We start from the raw sequence: 19,098 nt of genomic DNA, 5'->3' as shown, positions 1-19,098 counted from the left end.
GCGGTTCGTCTTAGTAGACGAACGGCATGACCAGACCGATGAGGGCGAGCGCCTCACAGAAGGCGAAGCCGAGGATCTGGTTGGCGCGGATCAGACCGGCGGCCTCGGGCTGGCGGGCGAGGGCCTGGGTGCCGTTACCGAAGATGATGCCGACGCCGACGCCGGGACCGATGGCCGCGAGGCCGTAACCAACGGAGCTGAGCGAACCGGTGACGCCTTCGGTGGCGGCGGCGAGGATCTGGGACATGCCAGTTCTTCCTTCTCTTTCACGGATCCGGTGGGGGTTGGCCACCGGACGACAAGGGGGTTTGGGAGTGGGCCGACTCAGTGGTGCTCGGCGAGCGCGCCCTGGATGAAGCTGCAGGCCAGGAGGACGAAGACGTACGCCTGGACAGCCTGGATGAAGAGCTCGAAGGCGGTCATCACGATCACCATCACGAACGAGACACCCGCGTAGGCGATGCCGATGCCGTTCAGCAGGTACCAGCTGGCGATCGTGAAGAGCAGCAGCAGGGTGTGACCGGCGAACATGTTCGCGAAGAGTCGGACCGCGTGGGTGAACGGGCGCACCAGGACGTTCGAGAAGAACTCGATGACCATGACCAGCGGGAGGACCGGGCCGAGCGACTTGTCGTAGCCCGTCAGGTTCTTGAAGCCGCCGACGAAGCCGTGACGCTTGAAGGTCACCGACATCCAGATGAAGTACACGATCGCGGCGAGGATGGCCGGGTACGCGATGATCGCGGTCACCGGGAACTGGGCCACGGGGACGATCGACCAGACGTTCAGGATCCACACGAAGAAGAACAGCGAGACCATGAAGGGGACGTACTTCTCGCCCTCCTTCTTGCCCAGCGTCTCGTAGACGATCCCGCGGCGCACGAAGTCGTAGCCGGCCTCGGCGACCATCTGGAGCTTGCCGGGGACGACCTTCGGCTTGCCGAAGGCGGCCCAGAAGAAGCCCACGATGATCAGCGAGCCCAGCAGGGCCAGCAGCATCGGCTTGTTGAAGTACGTGCTGGTGATGCCGGGTTCGCCCCACAGCGGCTCGAAGAGGAACGAGTGCAGGCCCGGTCCGGGGAAGCCACATCCGTCGAAGATGTGACAGTCGGTCTCGAAGGCGAGGACCTGCGTCGGGTCAGCACTCACCGCGGGCTCCTTCAGCGTGGCGCATAGGTACGGCAACCTCGTTGTGTCGGCGCGGCGCGAAGCCGCGGTTCGGCACTGGACTGGTGTTACGGATGGTGGGGCGGCAGTCAGGCATCGAGCCTCGCGATGGAACAGGCGTCAGCTCAGGTGCCCGCGCCCGCAGTGCCGCATATGGCACCGGACGATAGCAGGATCTCGAACGCGCACTTATCCCGGCCCTACCCTTCACGTCTTCGGCCCCGAATTTCCGGGCTTGTCGCCAGGAGTCGAGTCCGGTTCCACGTAAAGGATCTTGGCCTTCATGTGAGCACGGGTCTGCGCGGCGATCCACACGAGGGTGGTCGCAACGAGCGTGATCGCGAAGGCCTTGGGATTGAACAGAGTGGTGTTCTTGAACGCGGCGAGAAAGACGAAGAGCAGCAGGATCTGGGCCGCGTAGAGCATGAGCCCCATGGCCTGGAAGAGATGCGGAAGCGATTTCGCCGTGCGCTGCAGAACGACGAATCCGATGCCCATGAAGAGAATCACCAACAGCGTCGCGATGACGGCACCGAGCGCACCCTTGCCGCCGACCACGACGGCACTGATCGCGGCGGCAACAGCGCCGGCGATGACCGTGGGTACAGCGGCTTGCAGGAGGAGTCGGACGTCGTTTGACCGCATGGCGGTTTGCTCCGCGTGGTGGTGGGGGCACGGGACTCGTACGGGACGAGCGTAAGCCCGGTCCGAGTGAGGTCCTCGGGCCAATGGACCGTCGCACTACGGTCCTTCGGCTCTGTCGCCGGGTTTAGTGAACGGTATCACAAACTATTTGATGAGAGCTTTACCTGGTGGGTGTGCTGACTGTCACACATGAGAGGGACCCTGCGCGTGTGTGCGCGACAGCCAAGTGTCTTGTGTGCTAAAGGGCGTTCATGTCCGACATGCACCCGCCGTCGTCAGCGCGTCGATTCAGCCTTACGCCGGTCGGGGAAGCGCGAACGGGGGCCCACGGCGGTCGCCCCGTTGACGCCGGACACCCCCGCCGCCACCGGTCGGGTGGCTGCCGGCTCGGCACCCGAGACGTCCTGGAGCGCCGCTTCCGCCGCCGCCTCGGCGGCTCGTGCGGCGTGCCGGTAACGCGGCGGAACAAGACCCTCCGCCCACCGCGGGGCGCGCGGGGTGAAGCGCGGCAGGAGAAGCAGGATCAGGCCGACTGCGCTCAGTGCGGCGATGGCGAGCACGATCCACATCGACGTGGAATGCACCGAATAGGCCACCGCGCCGAAGGCGATGAGTCCCGACCAGAAGTACATGATGAGCACCGCGCGGCTGTGCGAATGCCCGAGTTCCAACAGTCGGTGGTGCAGGTGTCCGCGGTCGGCGGCGAAGGGCGACTGGCCCTTCCAGGTACGCCGGACGATGGCGAGGACCAGGTCCGCCATCGGGATCGCGATGACGGTCAGCGGCAGGATCAGCGGGATGTAGGCGGGGAGCATCGCGTGCGTCGCGTTGCGCTCACCACCCGCGAAGAGGGCGAGGGCGTCCGGGTCGACCTGGCCGGTCAGGGAGATCGCGGAGGCGGCCAGCACCAGGCCGATGAGCATCGAGCCGGAGTCGCCCATGAAGATCCGAGCGGGGTGCATGTTGTGCGGCAGGAAGCCCAGGCACATGCCCATGAGGATGGCGGCGAAGAGGGTCGCGGGGGCGGCCGACTCGATGCCGTAGCCGAACCAGATCCGGTACGCGTAGAGGAACAGCGCGGCGGCCGCGATGCAGACCATGCCGGCGGCGAGGCCGTCGAGGCCGTCGACGAAGTTCACGGCGTTGATGGTGATCACGACGAGCGCGACGGTGAGCAGGTTGCCCTGCCACTGCGTGAGCGGGACGGTGCCGATGCCCGGGACGGGGATCCACAGGATGGTCAGACCCTGCATGACCATCACGCCGGCGGAGATCATCTGCGCGCCGAGCTTGATCAGGGCGTCGAGTTCGAACTTGTCGTCGAGGACGCCGACCAGCCAGATCAGGGCCGCTCCGGAGAGCAGCGCGCGCGGTTCGTTCGACAGCTCGAAGACGCCGTTGAGGTTGCGCAGGTGGTCGGCGACCAGCAGTCCCGCGCACAGTCCGCCGAACATGGCGATGCCGCCCAGTCGCGGCGTGGGCTCGCGGTGCACGTCACGGGCGCGGATCTCCGGCATGGCACCGGCCGCGATCGCGAACTTCCGCACGGGCCCGGTCAGCAGGTAGGTCACCGCGACCGTGACGCAAAGCGTCAGCAGATATTCACGCACTGGCTGCCCCAGATGTATCGCCGGCCATCTCAGCCCCACACATTAGCTGCGATGTCCCCTCCACCGAGGACGCGAGGGGTCCGTATCCCGGTTGCAGTACGCCCCGCTTGCCCTGATTACTCCCCGTAAGGTGGAAATTCCCTCGTGAGATCGCCGACGTCCGTACGGGTCTGCGCGCCTTCGCCGCGCAGTGCGCGGGCGAAGAGTGCCGCGATCTCGGTCATCTGGGCCTCCCCCATCCCCTGGGTGGTGACGGCCGCGGTGCCGAGCCGGATCCCGCGCTGGTCCCCGTACGGGAGGGCGCAGGTGTCGAGCACGATCCCCGCGGCGGCCAGCAGCCCGCGGGCGGTCGGGCCGTCCAGACCCAGCGGGGCCGGGTCGGCGGTGATCAGGTGCGTGTCTGTGCCGCCGGTGGTGATCGCGAACCCGTGCTTCTCCAACGCCTGCGCCAGCACCCGGGCGTTGGCGACGACCCGGTGGGCGTAGGTGGTGAAGGCGGGGGTCGCCGCCTCCCCGAACGCGACGGCCTTCGCGGCGATCGTGTGCATCTGGGCGCCGCCCTGCGTGAAGGGGAACACCGCACGGTCCACGCGCTCGGCGAACTCGGAGCCGCACAGGATCATCCCGCCGCGCGGGCCGCGCAGCACCTTGTGCGTGGTCGCACACACGATGTCGGCGTACGGGACGGGGCTGGGCGCGGCCCCGCCGGCCACGAGCCCGATCGGATGGCCCGCGTCGGCGATGAAGTAGGCCCCCACCTCGTCGGCGATCTCCCGGAACACCGAGTACTCCGGGTGCCGGGGATAGGAGATGGATCCGCACACGATCGCCTTGGGCCGGTGCGCGTGGGCCAGCTCCTGCACCTGCCGGTAGTCGATGAGCCCCGTCTCGGCGTCGACCCCGTACCCGACGAAGTCGAACCAGCGGCCGGAGAAGTTGGCGGGTGAGCCGTGGGTGAGGTGCCCCCCGTACGGAAGCCCCATCGCCAGCACGGTGTCCCCGGGCCGCAGCAGCGCCGCGTAGGCGGCCAGCACGGCGGAGGAGCCGGAATGCGGCTGCACGTTGGCGTGCTCGGCCCCGAACAGCGCGGTGGCCCGCTCCATGGCGACCCGCTCGGCCATGTCGGCGTACTCGCACCCGCCGTGGTGCCGGGCGCCGGGATACCCCTCGGCGTACTTGTTGGCGAGCGCCGACCCGAGCGCGGCGAGCACCGAGCCGGAGGTGAAGTTCTCGGCGGCGATCATCTGCAAGGTGGCGCCCTGCCGCTGCCGCTCCCCCGCGAGTACGTCCGCCATCTGCGGATCCTGCTGCCGCAGGAGGTCAGTGGGCTGGGTGATGACGCTCATGGCGCGACTCCAGGGGTACCGGGTACCAGCCACTGTAGGCCGAAGCCGCCCATATCGCCCCGCGGCAGGCCGCACACACACCGGGGCTCCGCCCCGGACCCCGCTCCTCAAACGCCGGAGGGGCTGAAATTGCCCTGCGGGCAATCCAGCGGCACCAAGTCGGCGGCATCAGCCAAAATCCAGCCCGTCCGGCGCTTGAGGACCGGGTTCGGGCGGAGCCCGGGAAACGGAGAAAGGGCGGGGCGGGGAGGGCTCCGCGCAGCGGCCAACCCACGCCCGCGCCCACGCCCCGCACGCTCAGCGAGAGGCCGGCACACCCGTCAACGCGGTGACGACCGGCTCCAGCGCCTGGTTGATCTCGTCGCCGATCGAGCGGAAGAAGGTGATCGGCGCTCCGTACGGGTCGTACACCTCGTCCGCGTCCGGCGAAGGGGCAAGCAGCCACCCCCGCAGCGCGGCCGCGGCCCGGACCAGGGCCCGCGCCCGCTCCGCCATGCCGTCGTCCAGCGGCGGCAGCGTGGCCGGGTCTATGGCTCGTACCAGGCGGGTGAACTCCTTCAGCGTGAAGGTCCGCAGCCCGGCCGAGTGCCCCATCGAGATGACCTGCGCCCGGTGGTCCCGCGTGGCGGTCAGCACCAGGTCGGCCCGGATCACGTGCTCGTCCAGCAGTTCCCGCCCAGTGAAACCGGACGCGTCCGCTCCGAAGTCCGCCAGCACCGCGGCGGCGTTCGCCTCCATCGGGGCACCTTCGTGCCCCCACGTACCGGCGCTCTCCACGATGAGGTCCCCGGTCACGAGCCCGCCCAGCCGGTGCGACAGGGCGTGCCGCGTCAGCCGCTCGGTGATCGGCGAGCGGCACACGTTGCCGGTGCTGACGTGGAGTATGCGGAACGAGTCCTTCGCTATGCCACGCCCCTCAGGGCTCACGGGGCGACCTCGAGGTCGGGTACGACCTCCCGCAGCTGCTCGGCGGTGAGCGCACCGGCCCGCAGCAGCACGGGAACCTTCCCCGTGACGTCGACGATCGACGACGGCTCGATGCCGGGCGTCGGACCGCCGTCCAGGTACACGGACACTGAGTCGCCGAGCATCGTGCGCGCGGCGTCGCAGTCCTCGGGCGCCGGCTGGCCGGAGATGTTCGCCGAGGAGACGGCCATCGGGCCGACCTCGGTCAGCAGCTCGATCGCGACGGGGTGCAGCGGCATGCGCACGGCGACGGTGCCGTGGGTGTCGCCCAGGTCCCACGACAGCGAGGGCTGGTGCTTGGCGACGAGCGTCAGCGCGCCCGGCCAGAAGGCGTCGACGAGTTCCCACGCCTGCTCGGAGAAGTCCGTGACCAGGCCGTGCAGGGTGTTCGGGGAGCCGATGAGCACCGGGGTCGGCATGCCGCGGCCGCGGCCCTTGGCGGCGAGGAGGTCGTGGACGGCCTCCGGGCTGAAGGCGTCCGCGCCGATCCCGTACAGGGTGTCGGTGGGCAGCACGACGAGCTCGCCGCGGCGCACGGCGGACGCGGCTTCGCGCAGGCCCGTCTTGCGGTCCGTCGCGTCGTTGCAGTCGTATCGCCGGGCCATCAGCGGGCCTCCTCAAGCAGCAGGGGGGTGACAGGAAGGATCGCGCCCATCACGGCATGGCCTTGCGGGCGGTCGCGAAGCGCGGACGGTTGTTCAGGTCGGGGTGGTCCGCGGCGTCGGCCCAGCCCTGCTCCTCGGCGAAGATCCAGGGGACCTGGCCGCCCTGGGTGTCCGCGTGCTCGATCACGACGATGCCCCCGGGCCGCAGCAGCCGGTGCGCGGTGCGCTCGATGCCGCGGATGGTGTCGAGGCCGTCCTCGCCGGAGAAGAGGGCCATCTCCGGGTCGTGGTCGCGGGCCTCGGGGGCGACGTACTCCCACTCGGTGAGGGGGATGTACGGCGGGTTGGAGATGACGAGGTCCACCTGCCCGTCCAGCTCGGGCAGCGCGCTGAGCGCGTCGCCCTGGTGGACGGTGACCCGCGAGCCCTCGGCGTTCTTGCGGGTCCACCGCAGGGCGTCCTCGGACAGCTCGACGGCGTGCACGCGCGAGCGGGGCACCTCCTGCGCCATGGCCAGCGCGATCGCGCCGGAGCCCGTGCACAGGTCGACGATCAACGGCTCGACGACGTCCATCGCGCGGACGGCGTGTATGGCCCAGTCCACGACCGACTCGGTCTCGGGCCGGGGCACGAAGACCCCGGGTCCGACCTGGAGCTCCAGGTACCGGAAGAAGGCCCGGCCGGTGATGTGCTGGAGCGGCTCGCGCGCCTCGCGGCGGGCGACGGCCTCCCAGTAGCGGGCGTCGAAGTCCGCGTCCTTGACGTGGTGCAGTTCCCCCCGTTTGACGCCGTGCACGAAGGCCGCGAGCTCCTCCGCGTCGAAACGCGGTGAGGGCACGCCGGCGGCGGCCAGCCGCTGGGTGGCCTGGGCCACCTCGGCAAGCAGCAAGTTCACGCTGGTCCTCCGGGCTGCTGTCGTACGGGGGGTGGTACGGGTGGTTACCGCGGTGCTGCGCGTCTGCTTACTGCGCGGCCGCGAGCTTGGCGGCGGAGTCGGCGTCGACACAGGCCTGGATGACCGAGTCGAGGTCGCCGTCGAGCACCTGGTCCAAGTTGTACGCCTTGAAGCCGGTGCGGTGGTCCGAGATGCGGTTTTCCGGGAAGTTGTACGTACGGATCTTCTCGGAACGGTCCACGGAGCGCACCTGGCTGCGGCGCACGTCGGAGGCCTCCTGCTCGGCGGCCTCCTGCGCGGCGGCCAGCAGGCGCGAACGCAGGATGCGCATGGCCTGCTCCTTGTTCTGGAGCTGGCTCTTCTCGTTCTGGCAGGAGGCGACCACACCGGTCGGGATGTGCGTGATGCGCACGGCCGAGTCGGTGGTGTTGACGGACTGGCCGCCGGGGCCGGAGGAGCGGTACACGTCGATGCGCAGGTCGTTCGCGTTGATCTCGACCTCGACCTCCTCGGCCTCCGGGGTGACGAGCACGCCGGCGGCGGAGGTGTGGATGCGGCCCTGGGACTCGGTGGCCGGAACGCGCTGGACGCGGTGCACGCCGCCCTCGTACTTCAGGCGGGCCCACACGCCCTGGCCGGGCTCGGTGGCGCCGTTGCCGCCCTTGGTGCGGACGGAGACCTGGACGTCCTTGTAGCCGCCGAGCTCGGACTCGGTGGCGTCGATGATCTCGGTCTTCCAGCCCACGCGCTCGGCGTAGCGCAGGTACATGCGCAGCAGGTCGCCGGCGAACAGCGCCGACTCGTCGCCGCCCGCGCCCGCCTTGACCTCGAGGAGCACGTCCTTGTCGTCGCTGGGGTCGCGCGGGACCAGCAGCAGGCGGAGCTTCTCGGTGAGCTCCTCGCGCTGCGCGCTCAGCTCCTTGACCTCGGCGGCGAAGTCCGGGTCGTCGGCCGCGAACTCCTTGGCCGTCTCGATGTCCTCTGCCGACTGCTTCCAGGCCCGGAAGGTCGCGATGATCGGGGTCAGCTCCGCGTAGCGCTTGTTCAGCTTGCGCGCGTTGGCCTGATCCGAGTGCACCGAAGGGTCGGCGAGCTTCTTCTCGAGATCGGCGTGTTCGCCGACCAGTTCCTCGACCGCCTCGAACATCGGGAGACTCCTGGGGTAAAAGTACGAAAGGGCTGCAAGTGGTCAGGGACCGGGACGACGACAAAGGCGCCGGTCCAGCCGCCCCCGGATGGTCAGGGGGCGACCGGAAACCGGCGCCTGGGTCGCGCTACTTCTTGGCCGCACCCTTGCCGAAGCGGGCCTCGAAGCGGGCCACACGGCCACCGGTGTCGAGGATCTTCTGCTTGCCCGTGTAGAACGGGTGGCACTCGGAGCAGACCTCGGCACGGATGGTGCCCTCGGTCAGGGTGCTACGGGTGGTGAACGACGCGCCACAGGTGCAGCTGACCTGGGTCTCGACGTACTCGGGGTGAACATCGCGCTTCAAGGTGTCTCCTAGATTCGGGAGGGCGCCGGGTCGCAGGAGCCGAATTGCGCACTGCGTGAACCGGGGCCGACAGACCAGTCTGCCAGGACCGGGCTGCCTGTCAAAATTCTGAGGACGCCTCCCTCAACGGAGAGGGGTCGGCATCTATTCCGGCAGGCCCGGAAGACGTCCTCACCGGAGGCTCACTGGACGACGGAACCGGCCGTGCCCTTGTCGCCGGTGGAGTTCGCGGTGGCCTCGGCGGGGATCGGCTGGTCGGCCAGGAGGGCGTCCCAGACCAGCTGGGACTCCTTCTTCAGCGGGGCCACGCGGTTGGGGTCGACGGCGTCCGTGGTGACCGGCAGCGTGATCATGTGCATGTTCTGGGCGTCGATGCCCTGGAGGCTCTGGGCGAAGCCCATGAGGGACTTCACGTCGCCGAGCGCCTTGTCGGTGGTGAGCGCCTTGGTGCCGGTGTCGGCGAGGTCGAGCAGCTTCTTCGGGTTGTCGAACAGTCCGACGGTCTTGACCTGCTTGATCAGCGCCTTGATGAAGGCCTGCTGGAGCTGTATTCGGCCGAGGTCGCCGCCGTCCCCGACGGCATGGCGGGTGCGGACCAGGCCGAGCGCCTGCTCGCCGTTCAGCCGGTTGGGGCCGGCCGGGAGGTCCAGGTGGCTGTAGGAGTCCTTCAGGGGCTTGGTGGTGGTCACCTCGACCCCGCCGAGGGTGTCGATGATCTTCTTGAAGCCCGTGAAGTCGACCTCGATGTAGTGGTCCATGCGGATCCCCGACATCTTCTCGACGGTCTTGACCGCGCAGGCGGCCCCGCCGACCGTGTAGGCCTCGTTGAACTGCCGGCGCTGGCCGCCGGGGTCGGTCTTGCCGTTGCCCGTGGGGCACGAGGGGCGGGCGGTCATCGTGTCGCGGGGTATGGAGACGATGCTCGCCTTCTTGTGGCCCTCGTACAGGTGGACGATCATCGCCGTGTCGGCGCGGGCGGAGCCGCCGTCGTCCTGGCCGTACTCGGAGTTCGCACCGCCGCGGGAGTCGGAGCCGAGGACGAGGATGTCCATCGAGCCGTTGTCGATGTTCTGCGGGCGGTCCTTGCCCAGCGCCTGGTCGATGTCGACCGTCTTCAGGTTGCCGTTCAGCTTGAAGTAGAACCAGCCCAGGCCCGCCCCGCCCAGCAGGACCACGCCGGCCGCGCTCCAGGCCACCACGACGAGGGCCCTGCGCTTCTTCGCGGGTTTGCGGCGTCGCCGGCCCGCGGCACGGTGGCCGGCGCCGTTGCTGTCCTGGCTCATGCTCTCCTCAGTCCTGGATACGGTCCCCTGTCCCTTGACACAGACGGACGAACGTCCCCCAGGGTTCCAGGGCCACCAGGCCCTCCGGACCGGGCCGCGAAGGGCGTGTTCCGCGGCAAACACTCTGTAACCCCACCCTCACCTGCGGTTTCCCCCAGGGACACGGCACGGCGGCCCCCGGGGCGGGCGGGGCCGCCGTGTGGCGAAGGTCGCACCGTACGAACACGGCCGCCCCCGTCGCGCGTGCGACGGGGGCGGCCGTGTTCAGGTGGAGAGGACTCAGTCGTCGTTCTTGCCCGACGGGGTCGTCTTCGCGATCTGCATCAGGAACTCGGCGTTCGACTTCGTCTGCTTCATCTTGTCGAGCAGCAGCTCGATCGCCTGCTGCGAGTCGAGCGCGTGCAGCACCCGGCGCAGCTTCCAGACGATGGCGAGCTCCTCCGCGTTGAGGAGGATCTCCTCCTTGCGGGTGCCCGACGGGTCGACGTCGACGGCCGGGAAGATGCGCTTGTCGGCGAGCTTCCGGTCGAGCTTGAGCTCCATGTTGCCGGTGCCCTTGAACTCCTCGAAGATCACCTCGTCCATGCGCGAGCCGGTGTCGACCAGCGCGGTGGCCAGGATGGTCAGCGAGCCGCCGTCCTCGATGTTGCGCGCGGCACCGAAGAAGCGCTTCGGCGGGTACAGCGCGGTCGAGTCGACACCACCGGACAGGATGCGGCCGGAGGCGGGCGCCGCGAGGTTGTACGCGCGGCCCAGGCGGGTGATGGAGTCCAGCAGGACGACCACGTCGTGACCCAGCTCGACGAGACGCTTGGCGCGCTCGATGGCCAGCTCGGCGACGGTGGTGTGGTCCTCGGCCGGGCGGTCGAAGGTCGAGGAGATGACCTCGCCCTTGACCGACCGCTGCATGTCGGTGACCTCTTCCGGACGCTCGTCGACCAGGACGACCATCAGGTGGCACTCGGGGTTGTTCGTGGTGATCGCGTTGGCGATCGCCTGCATGATCATGGTCTTGCCGGTCTTCGGCGGGGCCACGATCAGGCCTCGCTGGCCCTTGCCGATCGGCGACACGAGGTCGATGATGCGGGTCGTCAGCACACCCGGGTCGGTCTCCAGGCGGAGCCGGTCCTGCGGGTAGAGCGGGGTCAGCTTCTGGAACTCCGGCCGGCCGCGCCCGGATTCGGGAGCCATGCCGTTGACGGAGTCCAGGCGCACGAGGGCGTTGAACTTCTCGCGGCGCTCGCCGTCCTTGGGCTGGCGCACCGCACCGGTGGTGTGGTCGCCCTTGCGCAGACCCGCCTTGCGGACCTGGGCGAGGGAGACGTACACGTCGTTCGGGCCGGGCAGGTAACCCGAGGTCCGGATGAACGCGTAGTTGTCGAGGATGTCGAGGATGCCCGCGACGGGGATCAGCACGTCGTCGTCGGCGACCTGCGGCTCGTTCGGCGCGAACTCGTCGCGGCCACGACGGCCACGGCGGTCGCGGTAGCGGCCGCGACGGCCACGACGGCCGCCCTCGTCGTCGAAGTCGTCCTGCGGACCGTTGTCCTGGGGACCCTGACGGTCCTGACGGCCCTGCTGGCCCTGACCCTGGCCACGGCCGCCCTGCTGCTGGCGGTCGCCGCGCTCGGCGCGGTCCTGACGGCCGCCCTGGCCGCCCTGCGCGCCCTGGCCCTGGCCGCCCTGGCCCTGGCCGCCCTGGCCCTGCTCGTCGGTCTTGGCGGCGCGCTCGCGGCGGCTCTGACGGTCACCGCGCTCGGCACGGTCACCGCGGTCACGACGGTCGCGACGGCCACGGCCCTCGCCGTCCTGGCCCTGTGCGGGGGCGGAGACGGCGGTGGCGGCTTCGGCCTTGGCGTCGGCCTGCGGAGCCGCGACGGTCTCGGTCTTCTGCTCGACCTGGACGACGGCGGCGGGTGCCGAGCCCTCCGGGCTGCCCGACGGGGCGGTGGCCCGACGACGGCGACGCTCGCCGGCCGGGGCGTCCTCGGAGGCCGGCTGGCCCGGGATCTCGATCTGCGCCGGAGCGGCGGCGGGCTTCTCGGCGGGCGCCTCCGCGGCGGCCTCGCCCGTGCGGGCCTTGCTGGTGGCGCGGCGCTTCGGCTTGGCCTCGGCGGTGTCGCCGGCGGCGGCGGAAGCCGCGGCCTTGGGGGCGCCGCCACCGGCCTGCGCCTCCTTGATGACCTCGATCAGCTGGCTCTTGCGCATCCGCGCGGTGCCCCTGATACCGAGGCCGGACGCGACCTGCTGGAGCTCTGCGAGGACCATGCCGTCAAGGCCGGTGCCGGTGCGGCGACGCTTGGGCGCGGCGCCCGCGGCGGGAGCACTGGTGTCGACAGAGGTGTCGGCAGCGCCCATCAGATCGGTGGTGTCGCTCACGAAGGGTCCTTCCCTGGAGCGGACGTCGGCCTGTCTGGCTCGGCGACCGGTTGTGCTGTCCGACAGCGGTCTAGGTGTGGACCGTGCCGGGGCGGTGGTCCGCCGGTAGAGATACGGCGGAGAGAAACGTGCGTGGGTGGTACCGGCGAGAAGCCCCCGAGCTGAAAGCGTGGGAAAGTCACGCCGATTCCGGAGCGTGCTCGAAACTGCTGGAAGTGATCAAAGCAGTCGGGGAGGCTCCCGGAAGAAAGGTGGTCCCGGATGGGGACACTGAGCACCGAGCCATGGCGGCTTCCGATGCGCACTTGAGACTAACACTACCGGATCCAACAGATATTCCCCCTCTCGATCACCGGCAATCGCGCTGCTTCCGCGCGGGCGGCCTGCCCTGACCGCCCGCCCCTGGCTGGCTCTGTTCTGCCCTAGCCGCCCTGGGTACCCAGCGGAAGCACGCTCGCACCCGCGGCGTCGAGCGCGAGCCGGTTCGCGGCCCACCCCTCGCCCGCGAGCTGCGCGACCTTGTCGGCCGCGTCGTTGTCGACCAGCGCGAGGACCGTGGGGCCCGCGCCGGAGATGACCGCGGGGATGCCGTCCGCCCGCAGTCGGTTGACGAGTGCCACGCTCTCGGGCATCGCCGGGGACCGGTACTCCTGGTGGAGCCGGTCTTCGGTGGCCGGCAGCAGGAACTCGGGACGCCTGGTCAGGGCCTCCACGAGCAGACCCGCGCGACCCGCGTTGACGGCCGCGTCCACGTGCGGGACGGTGCGCGGCAGCAGGCCGCGCGCGGTCTCCGTCAGGACGGGCTTGGAAGGTACGAAGACCACCGGAACGATGGAATCGGCGGGGTCCATCCGGATCGCCCTGGCGCTCCCCCCGTCCATCCAGGCCAGGGTGAAGCCGCCGAGCAGACAGGCCGCGACGTTGTCGGGGTGGCCCTCGATCTCGGTGGCGAGCTCCAGCAGCGCGGCGTCGTCGAGCTTGGCCTCGCCGCCTATGGTCACGGCGCGGGCGGCGACGATGCCGGCGCAGATGGCGGCGGAGGAGGAGCCGAGGCCGCGGCCGTGCGGGATGCGGTTGGCGCAGACGACCTCGAGACCGCGCGGCTGTCCGCCCAGCAGGTCGAAGGCGGTGCGCATGGAGCGTACGAGCAGGTGGCTCTCGTCCCGCGGGAGGGTGTCGGCACCCTCACCCGCGATGTCGATGTCGAGGCCGGAGTCGGCCACCCGGACGACTACGTCGTCGTAGAGCCCCAGGGCCAGGCCGAGGGCATCGAAGCCCGGGCCGAGATTGGCACTGCTGGCGGGGACGCGCACCCGTACGGCGGCGGCGCGGAACGCTGGACCGGCCATCGTCCGATGACACTCCTTGTGACTGTGCGAGAACTTCGCTCTTCGCTGGCTCGCTGCGAAATGTACTTGAGAACGTACGACACCCGAAGGCCCTCGGGGCAGCACCACGGTCATATGCGCGGTGGCGGATGTAAGTACAGCGTATCGAAGGTAGGTTCCCTCGCGACATAGGGCGCACAGGAGGCGCACGATGCGTGTCGCACCCTCGACTGCCTTCGACGTGCGTTCGGCCGGTTCGGGACCGGCCTGGACGGCCCTTTTGCGGCCGTACGGGGTGAGTTGCCGGGTTCCGGAGGGCCTCCAGGGCCCTCCGGAACCGGCTCCCGTGTCAGATCAGGCCGAGCCTGATCGCGGCGGCCTCGGCGTCAACCGGAACGGTGACCGGCTGCGGAGCGCCGGCGATCGCCCAGTCGGGGTCCTTCAGGCCGTTGCCGGTGACGGTGCACACGATCTTCTGGCCGGGGTCGACCAGGCCCTGCTCGGCGGCCTTGAGCAGACCGGCCACCGAGGCGGCCGAGGCGGGCTCGACGAAGACGCCCTCCTGAGCGGCCAACAGCCGGTAGGCGGCGAGGATCTGGCGGTCCGTCACCTCGTCGATGAAGCCGCCCGACTCGTCGCGCGCGGCCAGCGCGTAGTCCCACGAGGCCGGGTTGCCGATGCGGATCGCGGTGGCGATGGTGTGCGGCTCCTTGACGACCTCACCGCGCACGATGGGCGCGGAACCGGAGGCCTGGAAACCCCACACGCGGGGCGTACGGGAGGCCAGGCCATCGGCCTTGTACTCCTTGAAGCCCTTCCAGTACGCGGTGATGTTGCCGGCGTTGCCGACGGGCAGCACGTGGATGTCGGGCGCGTCACCGAGCGCGTCGACGATCTCGAACGCGGCCGTCTTCTGGCCCTCGATGCGTACCGGGTTGACCGAATTGACCAGCGCCACCGGGTAGTTGTCGGACAGCGAGCGGGCCAGGTCGAGGCAGTCGTCGAAATTGCCGTCCACCTGGAGGATCTTGGCGCCGTGCACGAGGGCCTGGCCCATCTTGCCCAGCGCGATCTTGCCGCGGGGCACGAGCACCGCGGAGACCATCCCGGCGCGCACCGCGTACGCGGCGGCGGAGGCCGAGGTGTTGCCCGTGGAGGCGCAGATGACGGCCTTGGCGCCGTCCTCCTTGGCCTTGGTGATGGCCATGGTCATACCGCGGTCCTTGAAGGACCCGGTCGGGTTCGCGCCCTCGACCTTGAGGTGCACCTCGCAGCCGGTGCGCTCGGAGAGCACCTGAGCGGGAACGAGAGGAGTGCCACCCTCGCGGAGCGTCACCACCGGGGTCGTGTCCGTCACCGGCAGGCGGTCCCGGTACTCCTCGATGATGCCGCGCCACTGGTGGGTGCGATTGCTGCTCATGGGTCCTTACTCCCCTTCAACACGCATGATGCTGGCGACACCGCGGACGGTGTCCAGCTTCCGCAGCGCCTCGACGGTCCCGGAGAGGGCGGCGTCGGGTGCGCGGTGGGTGACGACGACGAGGGAGGCCTCGCCGTCCTTGCCCTGCTGCCGCACGGTGTCGATGGAGACCCCGTGCTCCGCGAAGGTGGTCGCCACCTGGGCGAGCACGCCCGGCTTGTCCGCCACATCGAGGCTGATGTGGTAGCGGGTGACGACGTCCCCCATGGGGCTGACCGGCAGCTGGGTGTAGGCCGACTCGCCGGGCCCCGTTGCCTCGGCGAGCTTGTTGCGGCAGACGGCGACGAGGTCGCCGAGGACCGCGGACGCGGTCGGGGCACCGCCCGCGCCGGGCCCGTAGAACATGAGCCGCCCGGCGGCCTCCGCCTCGACGAAGACCGCGTTGTACGCCTCGCGGACGGAGGCGAGCGGGTGGGTGAGCGGGATCATCGCCGGGTGCACGCGCGCGGTGACGGACTCGCCGTCGGCGGCGCGCTCCAGGATGGCCAGCAGCTTGATCGTGCAGCCCATCCGCTTCGCGGAGGCGAAGTCGGCGGCGCTGACCTCGGTCATGCCCTCGCGGTAGACGTCGTCGAGGCGGACGCGGGTGTGGAAGGCGATGCCGGCCAGGATCGCGGCCTTGGCGGCGGCGTCGTAGCCCTCGACGTCGGCGGTGGGGTCGGCCTCGGCGTACCCGAGGGCCGTGGCCTCGTCGAGCGCCTCCTGGTAGCCGGCGCCGGTCGAGTCCATCTTGTCGAGGATGAAGTTCGTCGTTCCGTTGACGATGCCCATCACACGGTTGATCTTGTCGCCCGCGAGGGACTCGCGCATCGGGCGGACCAGCGGGATCGCGCCGGCGACGGCGGCCTCGTAGTACAGGTCCAGCCCGTGGGTCTCGGCGGCGGCGTGCAGCGCGGCACCGTCCTGCGCGAGCAGCGCCTTGTTGGCGGAGACGACGGAGATGCCGTTCTCGAACGCGGTGGTGATCAGCGTCCGGGCGGGCTCGATGCCACCGATGACCTCGATGGCCACGTCGATGTCGCCGCGTTTGAGCAGAGCGGTCGCATCGGTGGTGACGAGCGCCGGGTCGATGCCCTCGCGCACCTTGGACGGACGACGCACCGCGACGCCGGCGAGCTCGACGGGCGCGCCGATCCTGGCCGTCAGATCGTCGGCGTGCGTCGTCATGATGCGGGCAACTTCCGAGCCGACCACTCCACAGCCCAGCAGCGCCACCTTCAGCGGACGCGTACGCATCATTCGACCTACGCCTTTCGATCTTCCATCAGTACCCCGCGCGCGGCTTGCGCGCGGGGTGGGAACGCGGGATGAGAACAAGTCTCACGCAATGGACAGCAGTTTCCACCCTCGGTCCAATGCGTGAGACACCCCTTGAGACTCCTGAGGCCATTATTTCTGGGTTCGGAGGGCATCCCCCAGAAATAACGGAATCACCCGAGGTCGAGTCGCAGGAGATCTTCCTCCGTCTCGCGCCGGACGATCACCCGGGCCTGACCATCGCGCACGGCGACCACGGGCGGCCGCAGCGCGTGGTTGTAATTGCTGGCCATGGACCTGCAATAGGCGCCGGTGGCGGGCACGGCGAGGAGGTCGCCGGGCGCCAGGTCGGCGGGCAGGAAGGCGTCCTTCACGACGATGTCGCCGCTCTCGCAGTGCTTGCCGACGACGCGGACGAGCATCGGCTCGGCGTCGGAGGTGCGGGACACGAGCGAGATGGAGTACTCGGCGTCGTACAGGGCCGTCCGAATGTTGTCGGACATCCCCCCGTCGACGCTCACGTACGTCCGAAGCCCTTCGAGCGGCTTGATCGTGCCGACCTCGTACAGCGTGAAGGCCGTCGGCCCGACGATGGCCCGCCCCGGCTCGACGGAGATCCTCGGCGCCCGCAGCCCCGCGCCCTCGCACTCCCGGGCGACGATCTCGGTCAGCGCCTTGGCGATCTCGTGGGGCTCGCGAGGGTCGTCGTCGGACGTGTACGCGATGCCGAGCCCGCCGCCGAGGTCGATCTCGGGCAGCTCCACGCCGTGCTCGTCCCGCACGGCCGCCAGCAGCTGCACCACGCGCTTCGCCGACACCTCGAAGCCGGCCATGTCGAAGATCTGCGAGCCGATGTGGGAGTGGACGCCGAGCAGCTGGAGGCTGTCGTGCCCGAGCGCCCGGCGCACGGCCTCGGCGGCGCTGCCGTCGGCGACGGCGATCCCGAACTTCTGATCCTCATGAGCGGTGGCGATGAACTCGTGGGTGTGCGCCTCCACACCCACCGTCACGCGGATCTGCACGGGCTGGCGCACGCCCAGCTCGCGGGCGATGTGGGCGACGCGGGCGATCTCCTGGAAGGAGTCGAGCACGATCCGCCCGACACCGGCCTCGACGGCCCGGCGGATCTCGCCCTCGGACTTGTTGTTCCCGTGAAAAGCGATCTGGGATGCAGGCATCCCGGCGGCCAGCGCGGTCGCCAGCTCCCCACCGGAACACACGTCCACGTTCAGCCCTTCCTCCCGCAGCCACTTCACGACGGCCTTGGAGAGGAACGCCTTCCCGGCGTAGAACACGTCGGCGTCCTTGCCGAACGCGTGCGCCCAGGCCCGGCAGCGGGCCCGGAAGTCCTCTTCGTCGAGGAAATAGGCGGGGGTCCCGAACTCCTCGGCGAGCTTGGTGACTTCGATCCCCCCGACCGTCACGACGCCTTCCGCATTACGGGCGACGGTCCGCGCCCAGACCTTCTCATCCAGCACGTTGAGGTCGGCGGGCGGCGGCGAGTAGTGCCCCTCGGGCAGCACATCGGCGTGACGGGGTCCGGCGGGGTGCGCGGAACGGCTCATCGGTATCTCTCTTCGCGTGTCACAGGCGTTCGGGTGCGTCCATGCCGAGCAGGGCCAGGCCGCCGGCCAGCACCGTCCCGGCGGCTTCGGCAAGAGCCAGCCGGGCACGGTGGGCGGCCGAGGGTTTCTCGTCGCCCTTGGGCAGTACGCAGTGCTGGAAGTCGAGCAGCGCGTCGGCCACCTCGACGAGATGCCTGGCGAGCCGCTCGGGCGCACGGTGGTGCGCGGCGGCTTCGAGTACGAGGGGGTAGTCGGCGAGGGTCTGCACCAGCCCGTGGGCACCGGGCACGTCCCCGGCCTCTGGGTCGAAACCCAGTCCGGCGGCGTTCCTGAGCAGGGCGCGGCTCCGCGCATGGGCGTAGCGCACCCGGAAGAGCTCGCTCGTCTCCCCCTGCACGAGCAGACGATCATCGAAATGGGGCGTCTCACGAGCGGGCACGGTCAGCGCGGCCCAGCGGACGGCATCGGGGCCGTACCGGGCCACCACGTCCCCGTCCCGCTTGGCGACGGGCGCGACGCCCGGCCAAGGCCCGCCGTACCCCTCTCCCTGACTGCGCAGGAGCCGCACGGCAGCCTCGTGGACGGCCCGCTGCCGCAGCCCGGCGGCGCGCTCCCAGCAGAACGGCTCGGTCTCGACGGCCCCGTCGGCGTACCCGTACCGGGTCCCGCGCTCGCGGATGTCCCGTACGAGGCCGACGACGGACCGCGGACCGAGCGTGAAGTTCAGAAAGCCGGCACCGGTGACGTCCGCCCGCTCGATACCGGGAACCTCGCCAAGCAGGCGGGCGAGCACGTCCGCCACACCGCGCGGCGGGCACCCGACACCCTTGGCGACCTGGAAGGCGACGGGCGTGGCGTAGTCCCCCACCCCACCGGGCCGGGTCCGCTCGACGACGACCCGCTCCGGCACGACCGTCTCCGCCGGCAGTTCCCCGTCCTCGACGGCGCGGCGCACGGCACGTACGACGCAACGGGAGAGGTCAGCGGGGGTCACGGGACCAGCCTAGGGGAGACGCCCTCTCATCCCGCGAAGAGTTTCGCCATGTGAACAGAAGCCCACGGCGCAACCCCCGGACCGA

17 protein-coding genes are annotated in these 19,098 nt (G+C 70.1%); all 17 read right to left on the bottom strand.

The features are described from left to right. Positions 1-10: 10 nt before the first annotated feature. A complete protein-coding gene (locus ACFYYJ_RS26870; RefSeq protein WP_266955157.1) occupies positions 11-247 on the bottom strand; it encodes a F0F1 ATP synthase subunit C in 237 nt (78 codons plus the stop codon). Between the two features lie 77 nt (positions 248-324). After that, on the bottom strand, positions 325-1,164 hold the full coding sequence (gene atpB, locus ACFYYJ_RS26865; RefSeq protein WP_384747034.1) for a F0F1 ATP synthase subunit A: 840 nt from the start codon (positions 1,162-1,164) through the stop codon (positions 325-327). Positions 1,165-1,374: 210 nt separating this feature from the next. Further along, positions 1,375-1,812 (bottom strand): hypothetical protein, encoded by a 438-nt coding sequence (locus ACFYYJ_RS26860; RefSeq protein ID WP_385122073.1) that lies wholly within the window; start codon positions 1,810-1,812, stop codon positions 1,375-1,377. Positions 1,813-2,087: 275 nt separating this feature from the next. After that, positions 2,088-3,422: an MraY family glycosyltransferase gene (locus tag ACFYYJ_RS26855; protein WP_389136141.1), complete on the bottom strand. Its 1,335-nt coding sequence runs from the start codon at positions 3,420-3,422 to the stop codon at positions 2,088-2,090. A gap of 116 nt (positions 3,423-3,538) precedes the next feature. Further along, positions 3,539-4,768: a serine hydroxymethyltransferase gene (gene glyA, locus ACFYYJ_RS26850; protein WP_385122068.1), complete on the bottom strand. Its 1,230-nt coding sequence runs from the start codon at positions 4,766-4,768 to the stop codon at positions 3,539-3,541. Positions 4,769-5,065: 297 nt separating this feature from the next. Then, positions 5,066-5,695 carry a protein-tyrosine-phosphatase gene (locus ACFYYJ_RS26845; RefSeq protein WP_384586231.1) on the bottom strand — a complete coding sequence of 210 codons (630 nt, stop codon included), beginning with the start codon at positions 5,693-5,695 and terminating at the stop codon, positions 5,066-5,068. Beyond that, entirely contained in the window at positions 5,692-6,339 is a 648-nt protein-coding gene (locus ACFYYJ_RS26840; protein ID WP_384586229.1) for an L-threonylcarbamoyladenylate synthase, read from the bottom strand. The genes ACFYYJ_RS26845 and ACFYYJ_RS26840 overlap by 4 nt, the downstream gene beginning before the upstream one ends. A gap of 49 nt (positions 6,340-6,388) precedes the next feature. Then, positions 6,389-7,234, bottom strand: a complete 846-nt coding sequence (prmC, locus tag ACFYYJ_RS26835) for a peptide chain release factor N(5)-glutamine methyltransferase (protein ID WP_384746983.1) — start codon at positions 7,232-7,234, stop codon at positions 6,389-6,391. Between the two features lie 67 nt (positions 7,235-7,301). Further along, positions 7,302-8,381 (bottom strand): peptide chain release factor 1, encoded by a 1,080-nt coding sequence (gene prfA / locus ACFYYJ_RS26830; RefSeq protein ID WP_384746981.1) that lies wholly within the window; start codon positions 8,379-8,381, stop codon positions 7,302-7,304. A 127-nt stretch (positions 8,382-8,508) separates the two neighbouring features. Continuing rightward, a complete protein-coding gene (gene rpmE, locus ACFYYJ_RS26825) occupies positions 8,509-8,727 on the bottom strand; it encodes a 50S ribosomal protein L31 (RefSeq protein WP_007266580.1) in 219 nt (72 codons plus the stop codon). 182 nt (positions 8,728-8,909) lie between these two features. Then, positions 8,910-10,010: an LCP family protein gene (locus ACFYYJ_RS26820; RefSeq protein WP_384746979.1), complete on the bottom strand. Its 1,101-nt coding sequence runs from the start codon at positions 10,008-10,010 to the stop codon at positions 8,910-8,912. A 279-nt stretch (positions 10,011-10,289) separates the two neighbouring features. Further along, positions 10,290-12,389 (bottom strand): transcription termination factor Rho, encoded by a 2,100-nt coding sequence (gene rho, locus ACFYYJ_RS26815; protein WP_389136134.1) that lies wholly within the window; start codon positions 12,387-12,389, stop codon positions 10,290-10,292. Positions 12,390-12,811: 422 nt separating this feature from the next. Continuing rightward, positions 12,812-13,738 (bottom strand): homoserine kinase, encoded by a 927-nt coding sequence (gene thrB, locus ACFYYJ_RS26810; protein WP_385122060.1) that lies wholly within the window; start codon positions 13,736-13,738, stop codon positions 12,812-12,814. A 328-nt stretch (positions 13,739-14,066) separates the two neighbouring features. After that, a complete protein-coding gene (thrC, locus tag ACFYYJ_RS26805) occupies positions 14,067-15,137 on the bottom strand; it encodes a threonine synthase (RefSeq protein WP_389136131.1) in 1,071 nt (356 codons plus the stop codon). 6 nt (positions 15,138-15,143) lie between these two features. Beyond that, complete coding sequence (locus tag ACFYYJ_RS26800) at positions 15,144-16,433, bottom strand: homoserine dehydrogenase (protein ID WP_384586237.1); 1,290 nt, start codon at positions 16,431-16,433, stop codon at positions 15,144-15,146. A gap of 194 nt (positions 16,434-16,627) precedes the next feature. After that, positions 16,628-18,019: a diaminopimelate decarboxylase gene (lysA, locus tag ACFYYJ_RS26795; RefSeq protein ID WP_389136128.1), complete on the bottom strand. Its 1,392-nt coding sequence runs from the start codon at positions 18,017-18,019 to the stop codon at positions 16,628-16,630. Between the two features lie 19 nt (positions 18,020-18,038). Continuing rightward, positions 18,039-19,013 carry an ArgS-related anticodon-binding protein NrtL gene (gene nrtL / locus ACFYYJ_RS26790; RefSeq protein ID WP_389136125.1) on the bottom strand — a complete coding sequence of 325 codons (975 nt, stop codon included), beginning with the start codon at positions 19,011-19,013 and terminating at the stop codon, positions 18,039-18,041. Between the last annotated feature and the right edge of the window lie 85 nt (positions 19,014-19,098).

Source organism: Streptomyces sp. NPDC002467, from assembly GCF_042889825.1.
Lineage (GTDB): Bacteria > Actinomycetota > Actinomycetes > Streptomycetales > Streptomycetaceae > Streptomyces.
Note: the sequence above shows the minus strand (reverse complement) of the source record. Positions and strands in the feature narration are given on the sequence as shown.

Bases quoted from the DNA above. Each gene is read 5' to 3' on its own strand.
- ACFYYJ_RS26870 (WP_266955157.1), bottom strand. From the start codon at position 247: ATGTCCCAGATCCTCGCCGCCGCCACCGAAGGCGTCACCGGTTCGCTC.
- ACFYYJ_RS26860 (WP_385122073.1), bottom strand. From the start codon at position 1,812: ATGCGGTCAAACGACGTCCGACTCCTCCTGCAAGCCGCTGTACCCACG.
- glyA (WP_385122068.1), bottom strand. From the start codon at position 4,768: ATGAGCGTCATCACCCAGCCCACTGACCTCCTGCGGCAGCAGGATCCG.
- ACFYYJ_RS26840 (WP_384586229.1), bottom strand. From the start codon at position 6,339: ATGGCCCGGCGATACGACTGCAACGACGCGACGGACCGCAAGACGGGC.
- prfA (WP_384746981.1), bottom strand. From the start codon at position 8,381: ATGTTCGAGGCGGTCGAGGAACTGGTCGGCGAACACGCCGATCTCGAG.
- ACFYYJ_RS26820 (WP_384746979.1), bottom strand. From the start codon at position 10,010: ATGAGCCAGGACAGCAACGGCGCCGGCCACCGTGCCGCGGGCCGGCGA.
- thrB (WP_385122060.1), bottom strand. From the start codon at position 13,738: ATGGCCGGTCCAGCGTTCCGCGCCGCCGCCGTACGGGTGCGCGTCCCC.
- thrC (WP_389136131.1), bottom strand. From the start codon at position 15,137: ATGAGCAGCAATCGCACCCACCAGTGGCGCGGCATCATCGAGGAGTAC.
- ACFYYJ_RS26800 (WP_384586237.1), bottom strand. From the start codon at position 16,433: ATGCGTACGCGTCCGCTGAAGGTGGCGCTGCTGGGCTGTGGAGTGGTC.
- lysA (WP_389136128.1), bottom strand. From the start codon at position 18,019: ATGAGCCGTTCCGCGCACCCCGCCGGACCCCGTCACGCCGATGTGCTG.